The following is a 17,780-nucleotide window of genomic DNA, read 5'->3' on the forward strand; positions in this document are numbered from 1 at the left end:
GTGCAGGATCAGCACAGGATCCAGCCCGAGCTGGCGCTCCCTCGGCCGACCGCGCCCTTCACCCACACGCACCGATGCCCCGCGTGCACTGTCACGGGGCCCGCGTGATGGGTGTAGCGGCCCTTGTCCCTGGCCGGGCGGTTGCCGCGGGCCTGGACGCTGACGGACATCGTCTTGCGGGCGCCGGGGCGCTTGGCGACGGTCATGGCGCAGACATAGCCGCGGCTCTTGTAGACCACGACCTTGCCGGTGCTGAAGGGAAGCGTGCGCACCTTGTGCCCGCCGCAGCGGCCCGCCTGCGCCTGGGCCTGCGCCGTGCCTGCGCCCACCACGCCCAGCAGGACGGCGGCCGCGAGGACGGCGGCACCGAGCGCGATGCGCCGCCGTATGCGTCCACTGCTCACCGGTTCCCCTCCTGCCACTTCCGCATCAGCGTACTGATGTACGGACGCCGACCGAAGGGCGCATGGTTGCGGGGACGGCCGGATTCGTGCACCGGATTACGCGGCCGACGGCTCGGTCTCCCCCACGAACGTCCGCCACAGCGTCGCGTAGCGCCCGTCGAGTGCGAGCAGCTCCTCGTGCGTGCCGTCCTCCGCGACCCTGCCGTGGTCCATCAGGATCACGCGGTCCGCGCGGGCGGCCGTGGTGAGGCGGTGGGCGACGACCAGGGTGGTGCGCTTGCCCGCGATGCGGTCGGTGGCCTGGTTGACCTGCGCCTCGGTGGCGAGGTCGAGGGCGGCGGTCGCCTCGTCGAGGAGCAGGATGTCCGGGTCGACGAGTTCCGCGCGGGCGAGCGCGATCAGCTGGCGCTGGCCCGCGGAGAGGTTGCGGCCACGCTCGGAGACCTCGTGGAGGTAGCCGCCGTCCAGGGTGGCGATCATGTCGTGCGCGCCGACCGCGCGGGCCGCGGCCTCCACCTGGGCATCCGTGGAGTCGGGCCGCCCATAGGCGATCGCGTCGCGCACCGTGCCCGCGAAGAGGTAGGCCTCCTGCGGGACGACACCGAGGCGGTGGCGGTACGAGGTGAGGTCCAGGGAGCGCAGATCGGTGCCGTCGACGGTGACCCGGCCGCCGGTCGGGTCGTAGAACCGGGCGACGAGCTTGACCAGCGTCGACTTGCCGGCGCCGGTCTCGCCGACGAAGGCGACGGTCTGGCCCGCGGGGATCCGAAGGCGCACGTCGCTCAGGGCCTCCTCGGGTTCGTCGGCGGATCCGTACGCGAAGTCGACATCCTCGAAGGCGATCTCGCCGCGCAGCGACAGGACGTCCATGGGCTCGTCCGCGGCCTTGGTGGAGGTCGGTTCCTGGAGCAGCTCCTGGATGCGGCCCAGCGAGACGGTGGCCTGCTGGTAGCCGTCGAAGACCTGGGAGAGCTGCTGGACGGGGGCGAAGAACAGGTCGATGTACAGGAGGTAGGCGACCAGGGCGCCGGTCGTCAGCGTGCCCGCCTCGACCCGGCCCGCGCCGACCCAGAGCACCGCCGCCGCCGCGACCGCCGAGAGCAGCTGCACGAACGGGAAGTAGACGGAGATCAGCCACTGCCCGCGGATGCGCGCGCTGCGGTAGTCGGCGCTGGCCGCGGCGAACTTCTTCCTGCCCAAGCGCTCGCGCCGGAAGGCCTGCACGATGCGGAGCCCGGCGACGGACTCCTGGAGGTCGGCGTTGACGACGGAGACGCGCTCACGGGCGAGTTCGTACGCCTTGACGCTGGAGCGGCGGAAGAAGAACGTGCCGATGATCAGCGGCGGCAGCGTCGCGAAGACGACCAGGGCCAGCTGCACGTCGATCACCAGGAGCGCGACCATGATGCCGAAGAAGGTGACGACGGAGACGAACGCGGTGACGAGGCCGGTCTGCAGGAAGGTGGAGAGGGCGTCCACGTCCGTGGTCATCCGGGTCATGATGCGCCCGGTCAACTCCCGTTCGTAGAAGTCGAGTCCGAGCCGCTGGAGCTGCGCGAAGATCTTCAGACGGAGGGAGTAGAGCACGCGCTCGCCCGTCCGTCCCGTCATCCGCGTCTCGCCGATCTGCGCCGCCCACTGCACGAGCACGGTGACCAGCGCGAGCCCGGCGGCCACCCATACCGCGCCGAGCGCGAGCTGCGAGACGCCTTCGTCGATGCCGTGCCGGATCAGTACGGGAAGCAGCAGCCCCATGCCCGCGTCGACGGCGACCAGGAGCAGCGCGAGCAGCAGCGGCTTGCCGAAACCGGCGAGCAGCCTGCGAAGCCCGTACGACTCCTCGGGGGTGACCGCGCGTGCCTCGTCGATGCCGGGGGTGTCGGTCGCCGGGGGCAACGCGTCGACCTGGGCGAGGAGTTCGGGCGTCGCGGGCGTCCCGTCCATCGCGGTGTCGCGTGGCTCGCGGTCGCCGGTCCACAGGGCGGGCGTGATGCCGCGCTCGGCGTCGAACTCGGCGTCCAGCTCGTCGCGTACGGAGGTGTCCTCAGGGAGCTCGACCGGGACCGCGCGGCCGGGCGAGACGCCGCCGAGCTCGTCGGGGTCGGTCAGAAGCCGCCGGTAGAGCGGGGAGTTCTCCGTCAGCTCCTCGTGCGTGCCGATGGCGGCGAGCTTGCCGCCATCGAGTACGGCGATGCGGTCGGCGAGGTTCAGGGTGGAGCGGCGGTGGGCGATGAGCAGGGTCGTACGGCCTGCCATGACGCCGCGCAGCGCTTCGTGGATCTCGTGCTCGACCCGGGCGTCCACCGCGGACGTCGCGTCGTCGAGGACGAGAAGGCGGGGGTCGGTGAGGATGGCGCGGGCGAGCGCGACGCGCTGGCGCTGGCCGCCGGAGAGCGTGAGCCCGTGCTCGCCGACGGTGGTGTCGTATCCGTCGGGCAGCTCGGAGATGAAGCGGTCGGCCTGGGCGGCGCGGGCCGCGGTCTCGATCTCCTCCTGGGTGGCGTCCGGGTTTCCGTACGCGATGTTGGCGCGCACGGTGTCGGAGAAGAGGAAGGAGTCCTCGGGCACGAGCCCGATGGCGGCGCGCAGCGAGTCGGCCGTCAGTTCGCGCACGTCGTGCCCGCCGATGAGGACGGCGCCGTGCGTCACGTCGTAGAAGCGGGGCAGCAGCAGCGAGACGGTGGACTTGCCGCTGCCGGATGTGCCGACGACGGCGAGGGTCTCGCCGGAGCGGATCTCGAAGGAGAGGCCGTCGAGGACGGGGCGGTTGTCCTCGTAGGCGAAGGAGACGTCGTCGAACTCGACGGTGGCCGGGGCGTCGGCGGGCAGTTGCTTGGTGCCGTCCTTCAGCGTCGGCTCGGTGTCGATGAGCTCCAGGACGCGCTCGGCGCCGGCGCGGGCCTGCTGGCCGACGGTGAGGACCATGGCGAGCATGCGTACGGGTCCGACGAGCTGGGCGAGGTAGCTGGAGAAGGCGACGAACGTGCCGAGCGTGATCTGTCCGCGTACGGCGAGCCAGCCGCCGAGCGCGAGCATCGCGACCTGGCCGAGCGCGGGCACGGCCTGGAGGGCGGGCGTGTACTTGGAGTTGAGGCGGATGGTGCGAAGGCGTCCGGCGAAGAGCTTGCGCCCGACCTCCCTGAGCTTCCCCGTCTCCTGGTCCTCCTGGCCGAAGCCCTTCACGACGCGTACTCCGGAGACGGAGCCGTCCACGACTCCGGCGACGGCGGCGGCCTGGGCCTGCGCGTACCAGGTGGAGGGGTGCAGGCGGCTGCGGCTGCGCTTGGCGATGAACCACAGGGCGGGGGCGACGGCGAGCGCGACGAGGGTGAGCGGCACGGAGAGCCACGCCATGATCACCAGGGAGATCACGAAGAGCAGGATGTTGCCGATGGTCATCGGCAGCATGAAGAGCAGGCCCTGGATGAGCTGGAGGTCGCTGGTGGCTCGCCCGACGACCTGTCCGGTGGACAGCTCGTCCTGCCGCCGTCCGTCGAGCCTCGTGATCGTCCCGTACATGTCGGTCCGCAGGTCGTGCTGGACGTCCAGGGCGAGACGGCCGCCGTAGTAGCGGCGGATGTACGTGAAGACGTAGACGAGGGCGGCGGCGCCTATGAGGGCGCCGACCCAGGGCCCCATGGACCGCGTCTTGTCCCCGATGACGTCGTCGATGATCACCTTGGTGATGAGCGGGACGAGCGCCATGACGGCCATACCGGCGAGCGAGGAGCCGAGCGCGAGCACGACGTCCTTGGGGTAGCGCCACGCGTACCCCGTCAAACGTTTCGCCCAGCCGGATTTCTCCTCCTGGACCCCGCCCCGTTGCTCCACCACGTGCTGCCTCCCGTCGACCTGACCTGCCGAGAGGCCCAACGCGGCGGGATGCGGATTTCATCCCGCCGCAACAAAGACGGGCCTCAGGTCCTAGGACCTGAGGCCTCGCCGGGGCGGGACCTGTCAGCTGCTCTGTCAGTTGCCGGGGGCCGCCACGAACGCCTCCCGCGGCGTGCCGGTCGGGGCGTAGCGCCCGGCCGCGGAGGTCGTGGGCGTCAGGTCCTTGTGGATGGCCTTGGCCACGCCCTGGATGGTGGCGACGCCGTAGTTCATGGTGCTGTTGCCGTGCGTGAGCACGGAGAGGGTGTAGTCGTGGCCGCCGCCCTTGAACGCGCCGATGCTGTGCACCCGCCAGCCGTGGGTCGACCGCTGCAGCCAGCCGTTCTTGACGTGGATCTTGACGCCGGACGGCGCGCCGGCGGGGGTTCCCCAGCGCTGCGAGGGGATCACATTGCCCATCAGCTTGAGGAGGTAGCCGCGGGAGGCCTCGGTCAGGACGGTGTTGTCGCCGGTGATCAGGGCGAGGAGCTTCTGCTCGTCGGTGGCGTTGATCCGGGTGAGGCCCCAGTAGCCGCCGGATCCCGGCACGGTCTTCGTCATCCCGGCGGCCCGGAGGAAGCCCTTCACCTTGGTCGCGCCGAGCTGGCGCCAGAGCGTGCTGGTGGCCGCGTTGTCGGACTTGGTGATCATGGAGGTCGCGAGGGTCTTCTCGCGGGACGTCAGCGCGCGGCCGGTCTTCTGGGCGTCCCACAGGAGCGTGGCGAGGACGGTCGCCTTGACGACGCTCGCCGAGTCGAACGAGGTGGTCGCGCGCAGGGTGCAGGTGGTGCCCGTGGCGCGGTCGCGCAGGCCGACCGCGACGGTGCCCTTGCGGTTCTTCAGCGCCGCCGTGATGTCCTTCGTCAGCTTGGCGGCCAGGCCGGCCTGCGTGGAGGTGCAGGTGACCTGCGGTGTCGTCGCGGCGACGGCGGGCGTGGCGATCGTGGCCGTACCGAGCGGCACGAGCACTCCGGCGGCGAGGCCCGCCGAGAGCATGCGGGCACGCGTGGATATACCGGATGTCCGGTGAGTCATGGAGTCTTCCCATCCCCTTGGGTCCGTACAAGACCCACGGGGCCCGTACAAGCGCGCCCCCCGGCACACTCACCTCAGATGACTCACCGGTACCGCCATATGGATGCACGAGTTTGGGAACAGATGACCGATCTGTAATCAGCCCGTGTCACGGGACCCGCCGCCGATCACAGAAAAACGCAGGCTCAGAGGTGCGTCGGCTCGAACATCCGAAGCACCGCCGGGAGCACGACAACGGACGGACCGGGCTCCGCGAGCGCCTTCGCCAGATCGTCACGGAGGGTCTCCGGAGTCGTCCGCACACCCGGCACCCCGAAGGACTCCGCGAGCTTGACGAAGTCGGGCCGCGCCAGCTCCGTCGCCGTAGGTTCGCCGAAGGCCTCCGACATGTACTCCCGGAGGATTCCGTAGCCGCCGTCGTCCACGATCAGCCAGGTGACCGGCAGGCCGTACTGCTTGGCCGAGGCCAGCTCCGCGATCGAGTACATCGCACCGCCGTCGCCCGAGACGGCGAGGACCGGCGTGGTCGGGTCGGCTGCCGCCGCGCCGAGCGCCGCCGGGAAGCCGTAGCCGAGGCCGCCCGCGCCCTGCGCCGAGTGCATCGTGTTCGGGTGCCGTGCGTCGAAGGCGGACCAGGCCCAGTACGCCAGGATCGTCATGTCCCAGAAGGACGGCGACGCGTCCGGCAGCGCCTCGCGCACCGAGGCGATGACCTGCTGCTCCAGGGTGAGGTCCTGGGCGGCGATCCGCTCGCGGACACGGTCGAGCACGGCCCGGACCCGCTCGGGGGCGGAAGTGTCCTCCCTCGGGGTGTCGATCGTCTCCAGGAGCGCGGACAGGGCGAGCCGCGCGTCCGCGTGGATGCCGAGCGCCGGGTGGTTCGACTCCAGCTTTCCGGCGTCCGCCTCGATCTGGATGACCCGGCCGCGCGGCTTGAACGTGTGGTAGTTCGAGGAGAGCTCGCCGAGGCCCGAGCCGACCACCAGGAGGACGTCCGCGTCCTCCAGGAAGTCCGTGGTGTGCCGGTCCTCCATCCACGACTGGAGCGAGAGCGGGTGCTCCCAGGGGAAGGCGCCCTTGCCGCCGAAGGTGGTGACGACCGGGGCGTTCACCAGCTCGGCGAGGGCGAGGAGCTTTCCGGAAGCATCCGAACGTACGACTCCACCGCCCGCGATGATCGCCGGGCGCTCGGCCCGGGACAGCAGGTCGGCCGCCACCGCCGTCAGCTCGGGGCGCGGGACGACCTCGTCCGGGGTCGCGTCCATCGCCGTGACGACCGGCAGGGTCGTCTCCGCGAGCAGTACGTCCTGCGGGATCTCCACCCACACCGGACCGTGCGGGGCGGTGAGCGCCGACTCCCAGGCCTCCGCGATCGCGGAGGGGATCTGCGAGGCCGTGCGCACCGTGTGCACCGACTTCACGATGTCGCGGAACGACGCCTGCTGGTCGCGCAGCTCGTGGAGGTAGCCGTGCCGGCCGCCGCCCAGGCCCGCCACCGGGACCTGGCTGCCGATCGCGAGGACCGGCGATGACCCGGCCGCCGCCTCCTGGAGCGCGGCCAGCGAGGTCAGCGCGCCGGGTCCGGTGGAGAGCAGCAGCGGGGCCACCTCGCCGGTGATCCGGCCGTACGCGTCCGCCGCGAAGCCCGTGTTGTTCTCCACGCGAAGGCCGACGTACGCCAGGGAGGAGCGGCGCAGCGCGTCGAACATGCCGAGCGCGTGCTGGCCGGGGAGCCCGAAGACCGTCGTCGCGCCGAGGCCCTGGAGGGTCTCCACGACGAGATCGCCGCCGTTGCGCCCCGGGGGCGGGTTCAGGGCCGCCTCCGTCTGCGCGTCCGTGGGCCGCAGGACTACGTCGTGGTCGTGCGTCACTTGGCCGCCCGCCCCTCCGCGATCTGACGGGACATGATCGTCGTCAGCTCGTACGCGGTGTGCGAGGCGGCGACGGCCGTGATCTCCGCGTGGTCGTAGGCGGGGGCGACCTCGACGACGTCCGCCGAGACGAGGTTGCAGGAGGAGAGCCCCCGCAGGATCTCCAGGAGCTCGCGCGACGTCATGCCACCCGCCTCGGGGGTGCCGGTGCCGGGCGCGTGGGCCGGGTCCAGGCAGTCGATGTCGATCGAGATGTACAGCGGGCGGTCGCCGATGCGCTGGCGCAGCTGGTCGGCGACCTCGTCGGCGCCGCGGCGGTAGATGTCCGCCGATGTGACGATGCCGAAGCCCATCTTCTCGTCGTCGGTGAGGTCCTGCTTGCCGTAGAGCGGGCCACGCGTGCCGACGTGGGAGAGCGCCTCGGTGTCGAGGATGCCCTCCTCGACGGCCCGGCGGAACGGCGTGCCGTGCGTGTACTCGGCGCCGAAGTACGTGTCCCAGGTGTCCAGGTGCGCGTCGAAGTGGAGCAGGGCGACCGGGCCGTGCTTCTTGGCGACGGAACGCAGCAGCGGCAGGGCGATGGTGTGGTCGCCGCCGAGCGTCATCATGCGGGCGCCCGAGCCGAGCAGGTCGTCCGCCGCGGCCTCGATCGTCTCGACCGCTTCGTTGATGTTGAACGGGTTGGCGGCGATGTCGCCCGCGTCCGCGACCTGCGCGAGCGCGAAGGGCGATGCGTCCTGCGCCGGGTTGTACGGACGCAGCAGCCGCGAGGCCTCGCGGATCGCGTTGCCGCCGAAACGGGCGCCGGGGCGGTAGGAGACACCGGAGTCGAAGGGCACGCCGACCACGGCGATGTCCGTCTTGCCGCCCACCTCGTCGAGGCGGGGAAGCCGGGCGTAGGTCGCCGGGCCCGCGTACCGGGGGATGCGGGAGGAATCGACCGGGCCGCGGGGGGTCGGGGTCTCGGCGCTGCTCATGGTCGGGTTCCTCCTGTTGGTACGAGTGGTGCTGTGCTGCTGGGACAAGTGTCGCGCGGCCCACTGACAGTGGGCCGCGCGCAGAGCTAGACGGCGACCGGCGCTTCCGGTTCCGCTTCCTCGGCCCCCCGGCCCGCGAGCCGCTCACGCCAGGCGGCGAGGATGTTCGCGTCGGTGGGCTTGGTGGCGAGGGAGACGACGACGTACACGCCGAGAGAGATCAACAGGCCGTAGTAGATCGGCTCGTTGGCGAGGATTCCGTACCCCCACATGAGCCCGATGACCGAGAGCCCGCCGGCGACGACGGCCGCGAGCGCGCCCTCCGCGGTGCCGCGCTTCCACAGCAGCCCGCCGAGGATCGGCACGAGAAGACCGGCGACGAGCAGGTTGTAGGCGACGGTCAGCGCCTGGACGACGTCGTTGAGGGCGATGGCGATGCAGACGACGGCGATGCCCATGATCAGGATGAAGAGACGGTTGCCCTTCACCTCGTCGTGCGCCTCACCCTCTTCCTTCGGGGCGACGACACCGCGAAGGCGCGACCAGATGTCGTTGTTGGCGACGGTCGCGCAGGCGATCAGGGCCCCGGAGGACGTGGACATCACGGCGGCGAGCGCCGCGGCGAGCACCAGGCCCCGTACGCCCATGGGCAGTTCGTCCTTGACGATGGTCGCGAAGGCCGCGTCGGCACTCGGCAGCTTCGGGTACATGACCTTGGCCGCCGTGCCGATCACGGCGCCCGCGATCGCGTAGACGAGGCAGTACGTACCGGCGACGGTGCCTCCGTAGCGGGCGACCTTGTCGCTGCGCGCGGTGAAGACGCGCTGCCAGATGTCCTGCCCGATGAGCATTCCGAACGTATAGATCAGGACGTACGTGAAGATCGTCTCGCCGCCGATGCCCAGCGGGTCGAAGTACTCGGTGGGCAGCTTGGCCTTCATCTCGCCGAAGCCACCGGCCTTGACGACGGCGATGGGCAGCAGGAGCAGCAGTACGCCGATCGTCTTCACCACGAACTGCACCATGTCGGTGAGCGTGATCGACCACATGCCGCCGAGCGTCGAGTACGCGACGACGATCGAACCGCCGAGGATGATCGCCAGGGTGCGGTTCATGTCGAATATGACGTCGAAGATCGTGGCGTACGCGATGGTCGAGGTGACCGCGAGCATCAGCGTGTACGCCCACATGACGACTCCGGAGATGACGCCCGCCCTGCCTCCGTAGCGCAGGTCGAGCATCTCGGAGACGGTGTAGACCTTCAGGCGGGCGATGCGTGCCGAGAAGAAGACGCTCAGCGCGAGAAGACCGAGGCCGATCGTGAAGACCATCCAGGCGCCGGAGAGCCCGTACTGGTAGCCGAGGCCGACGCCGCCGATGGTGGACGCGCCGCCGAGGACGATGGCGGCCATGGTCCCGGAGTACATCCACGGACCGAGGCGGCGTCCCGCGACCAGGAACTCACTCTTGGACTTGGCGCGGCGCATGCCCCACCAGCCCATGGCGAGCATGCCGGCGAGATAGACGACGATCACTGTGTAGTCGACGGCCATAGGGCCCTCCTTCGCGCACCTCGGTGGCGTGTCGTGCAGATGGGGGTAGGGGGTGGCAACGACCGGCCGTGGGGACATCCGCCCGTACCCACGGCCTGGGGTCGGCACGACCTTAGGTGGCTGGAAAGCAACGCTGAAGTGTACGTTTCATCCACTCCTCGTGATCGAAATGGATGGAACATCCACCGTGCCGGACCCCGCCGCATCACCTGCCGCACCTCCTGCCCCTGCTGTCGCTCCCCCCACACCGCCGGTCCCGCTCACCGCGCTCCTGGCCCGGGAGGACCTGGGCCTGCGCCAGATCGCGGGCCCCGACGCCGCGGAGAGCGGGGCGGCCATCCACTGGGTGCACACCTCGGAGATGGCCGACCCGTATCCGTATCTCCTGGGCGGCGAACTGCTGTTGACGGCGGGCGTGCACATCACGGACCCGGTCGGCGCGGGGGTCTACCTCGACGATTACGTGGCGCGGATCGTCGAGGCGGGCGGCGCGGCCCTCGGCTTCGGTGTCGCGCCGGTGCACGACACGGTCCCGCGCGCCCTGGTGACGGCCTGCGACCACTACGGACTGCCGCTTCTTGAGGTGCCGCCGCGCACGACGTTCAGCGGGGTCGCCCGCGCGGTGTGGCGGCTCGTGGCGGAGGCCAGGCATGCGGAGCTGCGCCGCGTCACGGAGGCCCAGCAGGGGCTCGCCACGGCCGCCGCGCGCCCTGATCCCGTCCCCGCGGTGCTGCGTCTCCTGGCGGCGCGTCTGGGCGGCTGGGCGGTGCTCTACGCGCCGGACGGCGCGGTGCTGCACACGGCGGGTACGGCTCCGGGGAGCGCGGTGCGGCAGGCGGTGCGCGACCTCTCCGGGGTCGTCCGTCCTACGGGGCGGACCGGGCCCGCTCCCGCCTCCGCCACCGACTCTGTGGGCGGCGTGGGCGGCGTGGGCAGCACCCACCTCGCCGCGTACGCGCTCGGCGGCGGGCAGGGGTTCGCGCTCGGGATCGCCGCCGAGCAGCGCGAACCCGGCGACCACACCATCACCGGGGTGGCCCTCGTGCTGCTCTCCCTCCTCATGGGCAGGCACCAGGGAGCCGCCGAGTCCGCCCGGTCGGCGGCGCTTGTCCGGCTCCTCCTGGGCGCGGCGGCGGGCGATGTGGCATCACTCCTGGGGGCCGACGAGTGGACCGTGGTGCACGCGCGCGGGGATGCGGGGGACGACCCGGTGGCCCACTCCGTGGCCGCATCCGCGCTGGCCGCCGCGCTGGGCAGCGGCCTGGTCGACGCGGATGCCGGGCAGGATCTCGTACGGCTGCTGCTCCCCGCGGGCCGCGACCTCGCGGCGCAGCCCGGCTGGACCCTCGGCGCCTCCGCCCCCGCCGCCACCGGTGACCTGCGCGCCGCCGACGCCCAGGCGGCCCGCGCCCTGCGCCGCGCCGAAGCCACCCGGGCCGTCCTCGTCCGGCACCGCGAGGCGGGCCTCGCTTCCCTGATCGCCCCCGAGGAGGCCGACGCCCACGCGCGCGTGCTGCTCGCCCCGCTCGGCGACAGCCAGGCGCTGACCGGCACCCTGCGCACCTGGCTCTCCCTGCACGGCAGCTGGGACCGCACGGCGACAGCACTCGGCGTCCACCGCAACACGGTGCGGCAGCGGATCACCCGGTGCGCGGCGCTTCTGGGGACGGACCTGGACGACCCCGATGTCCGCATGGAGCTGTGGTTCGCGCTGGGCCGCGAGAGGTGACCTGGGCCTGCGGAGGGTCGCAACTCACAGGTCCAAGCGTCGGGACACCCCGCCACCGCCCGGTCACCGACGGCACAATGGGGTCCATGCCGATACCCAGCCGTGCCGCCCTCGTCGACCACCTCGTACGCACTCGCATCGCCGGCGATGTCGCCACGCCACGCGAGAACAACCTCAGCCACTACCGCAAGCTCGCGAACGGCGACCGCCACTACTGGCTCGGCCTGGAGCTCGGCGACCGCTGGAGCGACGAGCAGGACGTCCTCGCGGTGATGGCGGAGCGGTGCGGTGTCATCGACGACGACGCGTTCCGGCACGGCCAGGACACCATCGACCCGGAGCTGACGGTCGACGCCCTGGAGCGGATGGCGGCGCGCCTGCGCAAGGCGGCGGCCGGCAAGGAGAGGGTCCTTTTCGCCACCGGCCACCCCGGGGGCCTGCTCGACGTGCACCGTGCGACGGCCGCCGCCCTGCGCGCGGCGGGCTGCGAGATCGTCGTCATCCCGGAGGGTCTTACCGCCGACGAGGGCATGGTCTTCCAGTTCGCGGACGTGGCGGTCCTTGAGCGCGGCGCGACCCTGTGGCACACCCACTCCCCCGAGCCGATGAACGCGATCCTGGACGGCCTCGATCGCGAGGGCCGCCCGCTGCCCGACCTGGTCGTCGCCGACCACGGCTGGGCCGGACGGGCGGGCCAGCGCGGCATCGACTCCGTCGGGTACGCGGACTGCAACGACCCGGCGCTGTTCATCGGCGAGGCCGAGGGCACCCTCCAGGTGACGGTCCCGCTCGACGACCACGTCACGAGCCCGCGCTTCTACGACCCGCTGACGGCCTACCTGCTGGACTCGGCGGGGCTGACCCCCGAGTCCTGAGCGGGGCCCGGGCCCGGCGTCGGGTCCAGATACACGCGGCTGATCGCGGGGAAGCGCTCCTGGATGCGGCGCGCCATCCGGTCGCAGGCCCGCTCGATGTCCCCGGCCGTGGACATGTCCCGGAAGTCGACCTTGGCGGCGACCAAGGCCTCCTTGGGCCCCTGGAGCAGCGTGGTCAGCTCCAGTACGTCCACCACGTACGGGTCGGCGAGCAGCTCGGCGCGGATCGCGACGCGCATCTCCTTGGGCAGCGGGCGCCCGATGAGCAGCTCGGAGTTGGCGTGCCCGAGGACCCACGCGACGTACACGAGAAGCACGCCGATGCAGAGTGAGGCGACGCCGTCCCACACGCCGGACCCGGTGAGCTGCCCGCCGAGCAGTCCGGCCGCGGCGAGCACCAGGCCCGCGAGCGCCGCCGAGTCCTCCATGACCACGGCCTTCACCGCGGTGTCGGGGGTGTGCCGCAGGTAGTGCTTGACGTGCACCCCGAAGCGGTCCGCCGCGCCGCGCGCCTGCTTGAGACCGGTACGCAGCGAGTAGCCCTCCAGAAGGAAGGCGATGGCCAGGACGATGTACGAGACGAGCGGATCGCCCGGGTCGGCGCGGTGCGTGAGGGTGTGGATGCCGTCGTAGACCGCGAAGACACCACCGCCGACGAAGGTGGCGACGGAGGCGAGGAGCGCCCAGACGTAACGCGCCCCTCCGTAGCCGAGCGGATGGTCCTCGTCGGCCGGCCGGTCGCTGCTCTTGAGCGAGACGAGGAGCATCAGCTCGGTGACGGTGTCGGCCACCGAGTGCGCCGCCTCGGAGAGCATCGCGCTCGACCCGCTGACGACACCGGCGACGGCCTTGGCCACGGCGATACCGAGGTTGGCGACGGCGGCGACGATGACGGTGAAGGTGCTCTCGCCACCGCCCTCTGACGGTTGGTCACTCATGTACCGGACGGTATGTCCGATCAGCGCGGAACGCGAACCACTCAACGCGGAACGCGCACCACGCCTTCTTGGATGACGGTCACCGCGAGCTGCCCGTCCCTCGTCCAGATCCGCGCCTGGCCGAGGCCGCGCCCGCCGGAGGCCGAGGGCGACTCCTGGTCGTACAGGAGCCACTCGTCGGCCTTGAAGGGGCGGTGGAACCACATCGCGTGGTCGAGCGAGGCCCCGACGACGTCACCGACCGCCCAGCCGCCCCGGCCGTGCGCGAGCAGCACCGAGTCGAGCAGCGTCATGTCGGAGACGTACGTGGCGAGGCAGACGTGCAGCAAGGGGTCCGCGGCGCGGTCGGCGTACTCGTCGAGCTTGCCGTTGGTGCGGAACCACACCTGGGAGCGCGGTTCGCGCGGCTGCCCGACCGTGGCCCAGGGCGGTGCGTCCACGTAGCGCAGGTCGACGGCCGCGCGGGCCTCGATCAGGCGCTCGGCGACATGGGCCGGCAGATGGCGCGGCAGCATCTCGGCGGCGGTCGGCAGCGTCTCGGGGTCCGGCGCGGACGGCATGCCGGTCTGGTGCTCCAGGCCCTCCTCGTACGTCTGGAAGGACGCGGAGAGGTGGAATATCGGCTGCCCGTGCTGGACGGCGACGACCCGGCGCGTGGTGAAGGAGCGGCCGTCACGGATGCGGTCGACGGTGTAGACGATCGGCGCGCCCGGGTCGCCCGCACGCAGGAAGTACGCGTGCAGGGAGTGGGCGGGCCGGTCGGCGGGGACGGTGCGTCCTGCCGCCACCAGCGCCTGGGCGGCCACCTGGCCGCCGAAGACGCGCGGGACGAGCGCCGAACGGCTCACGCCCCGGAATATGTCCTCCTCGATCTGCTCCAGGTCGAGCAGATCGAGGAGGGACTCAAGTGCCTTGTTCATGAATCAAGTTCTACAGGGCGATCTTTACAGGCCCATGTCCTTGGCGATGATCATCTTCATGACCTCGCTGGTGCCGCCGTAGATGCGGTTGACGCGGTTGTCCGCGTACAGGCGGGCGATGGGGTACTCGTTCATGAAGCCGTAGCCGCCGTGCAGCTGGAGGCACTTGTCGATGACGCGGTGCGCGACCTCGGTGTTGAAGAGCTTCGCGGACGCGGCCTCGGCGGCGGTCAGCTCACCCCGGTCCAGGGCCTCAAGGGCGCGGTCGGCGACGGCCTCGGCGGCGTCCACCTCGGCCTGGCAGGCGGCGAGCTCGAACTTGGTGTTCTGGAAGGAGGCGACCGTCTTGCCGAAGACCGTGCGGTCCTGGACGTACTCCTTGGCGAACCGGACGGCGGCCTTGGCCTGCGCGTACGCGCCGTAGGCGATGCCCCAGCGCTCGGAGGGCAGGTTGCTTCCGAGGTAGTAGAAGCCCTTGTTCTCCTCGCCGAGGAGGTCCTCGACGGGCACCTTGACGTCGACGAACGCCAGCTCGGCGGTGTCGGAGGTCTTCAGGCCGAGCTTGTCGAGCTTGCGGCCGATGGAGTAGCCCTCGGACTTGGTGTCGACGGCGAAGAGGGAGATGCCGAAGCGGCGGTCGTCGGCGGTGGGCGCGGAGGTGCGGGCGCAGACGATCACGCGGTCGGCGTGGACGCCACCGGTGATGAAGGTCTTGGAGCCGTTGAGGACGTAGTGCGTGCCGTCCTCGGAGAGCTTGGCGGTGGTCTTCATGCCCGCGAGGTCGGAGCCGGTGCCCGGCTCGGTCATCGCCAGGGCCCACATCTCCTCGGCGGAGACGAACTTCTCGAGGTAGCGCTTCTTCTGCTCGTCGGTGGCGAGCATCTTGATGTACGGCAGGGCGAGCAGCACATGGACACCACTGCCGCCGAAGCTGACGCCCGCGCGGGCGGTCTCCTCGTACTGGATGGCCTCGAACTTGTGCGTCTCCATGCCGGCGCCGCCGAACTCCTCGGGGACGTTGATGCCGAAGAGGCCCAGCTCGGCCAGCTTGTAGTAGAACTCGCGCGGCACCTGACCCGCGGCGAACCACTCGTCGTGGACCGGGACGACCTCGGCCTCGATAAAGGCGCGCAGGGTCTCCCGGAACGCCTCGTGGTCTTCATCGAAAACGGTACGGCGCACGGAAAACTCCTTCGATACGGCACAGGCTCGGCCAAGCGCACACGACTAAGCGCTTGCTCAGGGCAACGTTACCCGCCGGTCACCGGACCGTCCAGAGAGAAGTCCTGTCGCTCCCGTCACGCCACCGCGGCGGCGAACGCCCCGCGCGCGAGGCGGTGAAGGAGCTCCGCCATGGCCGCACGGCTCGGCAGCGCGTCGCGCCGGCTCAGGTGCGGCGTCGAGTTGAGCAGCCCGAAGACGGCGTGCACGGACACCCGGGCCGCGTTCTCGGCGAGGTCCGGGTAGACCTTGCGCACGACGTCGACCCAGATCTCCACGTACTGGCGCTGGAGCTGGCGGACCAGCTTGCGGTCGGTGTCCCGCAGGCGGTCGAGCTCGCGGTCGTGCAGGGTGATCAGGGAGCGGTCGTCGAGGGCGAAGTCGATGTGCCCCTCGATGAGCGAGTCGAGCACCTGCCTCGGCGATCCGTCCGTGTCGGCCACGCACCGCTTGCCGCCGGTCAGGAGCTGCCCGCTGATGCCGACGAGCAGCTCGGCGAGCATCGCGTCCTTGCCCGCGAAGTGGCGGTAGAGACCGGGCCCGCTGATGCCGACCGCCGCCCCTATCTCGTCCACTCCGACTCCGTGGAAGCCGCGCTCGGCGAAGAGCCGGGCGGCTTCCTTGAGGATCTGCTCGCGACGGGTGGGGGCGTCGGTTCTGGTGGCCATGGAATCAATTCTAGACAGGGCGGTTAGCGCTCGTTAACCTGAAGGAAACGCGTTAACGCTCATTAACCGAGCAAGGGGGCTCGACTGATGCTGCAGGCACCGGTCCTTGCGAGCGCGGCTGATCCCGCGTCCGAAGCATGGCGGACCAACGAGGCGGCGCACACCGCCCTCGTCGAGGACCTGCGGGCCAAGCTCGCGGCGGCCAGGCTCGGCGGTGGCGAGCGGGCCCGGGCCCGCCATGTCGCCCGCGGCAAGCTGCTGCCCCGCGACCGCGTGGACGCCCTGCTCGACCCCGGATCGCCCTTCCTTGAGCTGGCCCCCCTCGCGGCCGACGGGCTGTACGGCGGGGACGCCCCGGCGGCCGGGGTGATCGCCGGCATCGGCCGGGTCTCCGGGCGCACCTGTGTGATCGTCGCCAATGACGCCACCGTCAAGGGCGGGACGTACTACCCGATGACGGTGAAGAAGCACCTGCGCGCCCAGGAGGTCGCGCTGGAGAACCGCCTCCCCTGCCTGTATCTGGTGGACTCGGGCGGCGCCTTCCTGCCCATGCAGGACGACGTCTTCCCCGACCGCGAGCACTTCGGGCGGATCTTCTACAACCAGGCGCGGATGTCCGGTGCGGGCATCCCGCAGATCGCGGCCGTCCTCGGCTCGTGCACGGCGGGCGGCGCGTATGTCCCGGCGATGAGCGACGAGGCGGTGATCGTCCGCAATCAGGGCACGATCTTCCTCGGCGGCCCGCCCCTGGTGAAGGCCGCGACCGGCGAGGTCGTGACCGCCGAGGAGCTCGGCGGCGGCGAGGTCCACTCCCGGGTCTCCGGGGTGACCGACCACCTCGCGGAGGACGACGCGCACGCCCTGCGCATCGTGCGGACGATCGTCTCCACACTCCCTGGGCGCGGCGAACTCCCGTGGTCCGTGCGCCCGGTCGAGGAGCCGAAGGTGGACCCCCTCGGGCTCTATGGAGCGGTGCCGACGGACTCCCGCACCCCCTATGACGTACGCGAGGTCATCGCGCGCGTGGTCGACGGCTCACGCTTCGCCGAGTTCAAGGCGGAGTACGGCCAGACGCTGATCACCGGCTTCGCCCACCTCCACGGCCACCCGGTCGGCATCATCGCGAACAACGGAATCCTGTTCTCCGAGTCCGCCCAGAAGGGCGCCCACTTCATCGAGCTGTGCGACCAGCGCGGCATCCCGCTCGTCTTCCTGCAGAACATCTCCGGCTTCATGGTCGGCCGGGACTATGAGGCGGGCGGCATCGCCAAGCACGGCGCCAAGATGGTCACGGCGGTGGCCTGCACGCGCGTGCCGAAGCTGACGGTCGTGATCGGCGGTTCGTACGGCGCGGGGAACTACTCCATGTGCGGCCGGGCCTACTCCCCCCGCTTCCTGTGGATGTGGCCGAACGCCAAGATCTCCGTGATGGGCGGCGAGCAGGCCGCCTCGGTCCTCGCCACCGTCAAGCGCGACCAGTTGGAGGGGCGGGGCGAGGAGTGGTCCCAGGCGGACGAGGAGGCCTTCAAGGACCCGGTCCGCGCCCAGTACGAACAGCAGGGCAACGCCTACTACGCCACCGCGCGGCTGTGGGACGACGGCGTGATCGACCCCATGGAGACCCGGCAGGTGCTCGGCCTCGCTCTGACCGCGTGTGCTGAGGCGCCGCTGGGCGAGCCCGGCTTCGGCGTCTTCCGGATGTGAGGCATGACCGAC

The 17,780-nt window shown here is 71.1% G+C and carries 13 protein-coding genes; 3 read left to right on the forward strand and 10 right to left on the reverse strand.

Annotated features, from left to right (window positions below; genetic code table 11):
- Nucleotides 1–8: 8 nt before the first annotated feature.
- From ACGFX9_RS05280 to ACGFX9_RS05305, 6 genes are all read right to left on the reverse strand, one after another.
- Complete coding sequence (locus tag ACGFX9_RS05280) at nucleotides 9–404, reverse strand: hypothetical protein (protein ID WP_393464817.1); 396 nt, start codon at nucleotides 402–404, stop codon at nucleotides 9–11.
- Nucleotides 405–500: 96 nt separating this feature from the next.
- Nucleotides 501–4,238, reverse strand: a complete 3,738-nt coding sequence (locus ACGFX9_RS05285) for an ABC transporter ATP-binding protein (protein WP_393464819.1) — start codon at nucleotides 4,236–4,238, stop codon at nucleotides 501–503.
- Nucleotides 4,239–4,373: 135 nt separating this feature from the next.
- On the reverse strand, nucleotides 4,374–5,312 hold the full coding sequence (locus ACGFX9_RS05290) for a serine hydrolase (RefSeq protein WP_393464822.1): 939 nt from the start codon (nucleotides 5,310–5,312) through the stop codon (nucleotides 4,374–4,376).
- Between the two features lie 185 nt (nucleotides 5,313–5,497).
- Nucleotides 5,498–7,183 carry a thiamine pyrophosphate-binding protein gene (locus tag ACGFX9_RS05295; RefSeq protein ID WP_393464825.1) on the reverse strand — a complete coding sequence of 562 codons (1,686 nt, stop codon included), beginning with the start codon at nucleotides 7,181–7,183 and terminating at the stop codon, nucleotides 5,498–5,500.
- Complete coding sequence (gene speB / locus ACGFX9_RS05300; protein ID WP_363309477.1) at nucleotides 7,180–8,160, reverse strand: agmatinase; 981 nt, start codon at nucleotides 8,158–8,160, stop codon at nucleotides 7,180–7,182. The genes ACGFX9_RS05295 and speB overlap by 4 nt, the downstream gene beginning before the upstream one ends.
- A gap of 86 nt (nucleotides 8,161–8,246) precedes the next feature.
- Entirely contained in the window at nucleotides 8,247–9,713 is a 1,467-nt protein-coding gene (locus tag ACGFX9_RS05305; protein WP_393464828.1) for a sodium:solute symporter, read from the reverse strand.
- A 169-nt stretch (nucleotides 9,714–9,882) separates the two neighbouring features.
- On the opposite strand from ACGFX9_RS05305, the gene ACGFX9_RS05310 reads away from it, so the two are divergent.
- Entirely contained in the window at nucleotides 9,883–11,442 is a 1,560-nt protein-coding gene (locus ACGFX9_RS05310; RefSeq protein ID WP_393464831.1) for a PucR family transcriptional regulator, read from the forward strand.
- A gap of 77 nt (nucleotides 11,443–11,519) precedes the next feature.
- Nucleotides 11,520–12,317 (forward strand): phosphatase, encoded by a 798-nt coding sequence (locus tag ACGFX9_RS05315; RefSeq protein WP_393464834.1) that lies wholly within the window; start codon nucleotides 11,520–11,522, stop codon nucleotides 12,315–12,317.
- On the opposite strand, the gene ACGFX9_RS05320 is transcribed toward ACGFX9_RS05315, so the two are convergent.
- The 4 genes from ACGFX9_RS05320 to ACGFX9_RS05335 all read right to left on the reverse strand — a co-directional run bounded on the left by ACGFX9_RS05320 (nucleotide 12,278) and on the right by ACGFX9_RS05335 (nucleotide 16,064).
- The gene (locus ACGFX9_RS05320; protein WP_393464837.1) at nucleotides 12,278–13,255 is read right to left on the reverse strand and encodes a cation diffusion facilitator family transporter; all 978 of its coding nucleotides are present in this window, start codon (nucleotides 13,253–13,255) and stop codon (nucleotides 12,278–12,280) included. The two genes, ACGFX9_RS05315 and ACGFX9_RS05320, sit on opposite strands and share 40 nt — an antisense overlap.
- Nucleotides 13,256–13,296: 41 nt before the next feature.
- On the reverse strand, nucleotides 13,297–14,175 hold the full coding sequence (locus tag ACGFX9_RS05325; RefSeq protein WP_393464840.1) for an acyl-CoA thioesterase: 879 nt from the start codon (nucleotides 14,173–14,175) through the stop codon (nucleotides 13,297–13,299).
- 24 nt (nucleotides 14,176–14,199) lie between these two features.
- Nucleotides 14,200–15,357 carry an acyl-CoA dehydrogenase family protein gene (locus ACGFX9_RS05330; protein ID WP_393464843.1) on the reverse strand — a complete coding sequence of 386 codons (1,158 nt, stop codon included), beginning with the start codon at nucleotides 15,355–15,357 and terminating at the stop codon, nucleotides 14,200–14,202.
- Between the two features lie 116 nt (nucleotides 15,358–15,473).
- Nucleotides 15,474–16,064, reverse strand: a complete 591-nt coding sequence (locus ACGFX9_RS05335) for a TetR/AcrR family transcriptional regulator (RefSeq protein ID WP_393464846.1) — start codon at nucleotides 16,062–16,064, stop codon at nucleotides 15,474–15,476.
- 87 nt (nucleotides 16,065–16,151) lie between these two features.
- On the opposite strand from ACGFX9_RS05335, the gene ACGFX9_RS05340 reads away from it, so the two are divergent.
- Nucleotides 16,152–17,768: a carboxyl transferase domain-containing protein gene (locus ACGFX9_RS05340; protein ID WP_393464849.1), complete on the forward strand. Its 1,617-nt coding sequence runs from the start codon at nucleotides 16,152–16,154 to the stop codon at nucleotides 17,766–17,768.
- The last annotated feature ends 12 nt before the right edge of the window (nucleotides 17,769–17,780 follow it).

It is taken from the genome of Streptomyces sp. NPDC048436, from assembly GCF_043200355.1.
Classification (GTDB): domain Bacteria; phylum Actinomycetota; class Actinomycetes; order Streptomycetales; family Streptomycetaceae; genus Streptomyces.

Coding starts and splice junctions, on each gene's coding strand:
- ACGFX9_RS05315 (WP_393464834.1), top strand. CDS start 11,520: ATGGGGTCCATGCCGATACCCAGCCGTGCCGCCCTCGTCGACCACCTC.
- speB (WP_363309477.1), bottom strand. CDS start 8,160: ATGAGCAGCGCCGAGACCCCGACCCCCCGCGGCCCGGTCGATTCCTCC.
- ACGFX9_RS05325 (WP_393464840.1), bottom strand. CDS start 14,175: ATGAACAAGGCACTTGAGTCCCTCCTCGATCTGCTCGACCTGGAGCAG.
- ACGFX9_RS05305 (WP_393464828.1), bottom strand. CDS start 9,713: ATGGCCGTCGACTACACAGTGATCGTCGTCTATCTCGCCGGCATGCTC.
- ACGFX9_RS05340 (WP_393464849.1), top strand. CDS start 16,152: ATGCTGCAGGCACCGGTCCTTGCGAGCGCGGCTGATCCCGCGTCCGAA.
- ACGFX9_RS05320 (WP_393464837.1), bottom strand. CDS start 13,255: ATGAGTGACCAACCGTCAGAGGGCGGTGGCGAGAGCACCTTCACCGTC.
- ACGFX9_RS05310 (WP_393464831.1), top strand. CDS start 9,883: ATGGATGGAACATCCACCGTGCCGGACCCCGCCGCATCACCTGCCGCA.
- ACGFX9_RS05290 (WP_393464822.1), bottom strand. CDS start 5,312: ATGACTCACCGGACATCCGGTATATCCACGCGTGCCCGCATGCTCTCG.
- ACGFX9_RS05335 (WP_393464846.1), bottom strand. CDS start 16,064: ATGGCCACCAGAACCGACGCCCCCACCCGTCGCGAGCAGATCCTCAAG.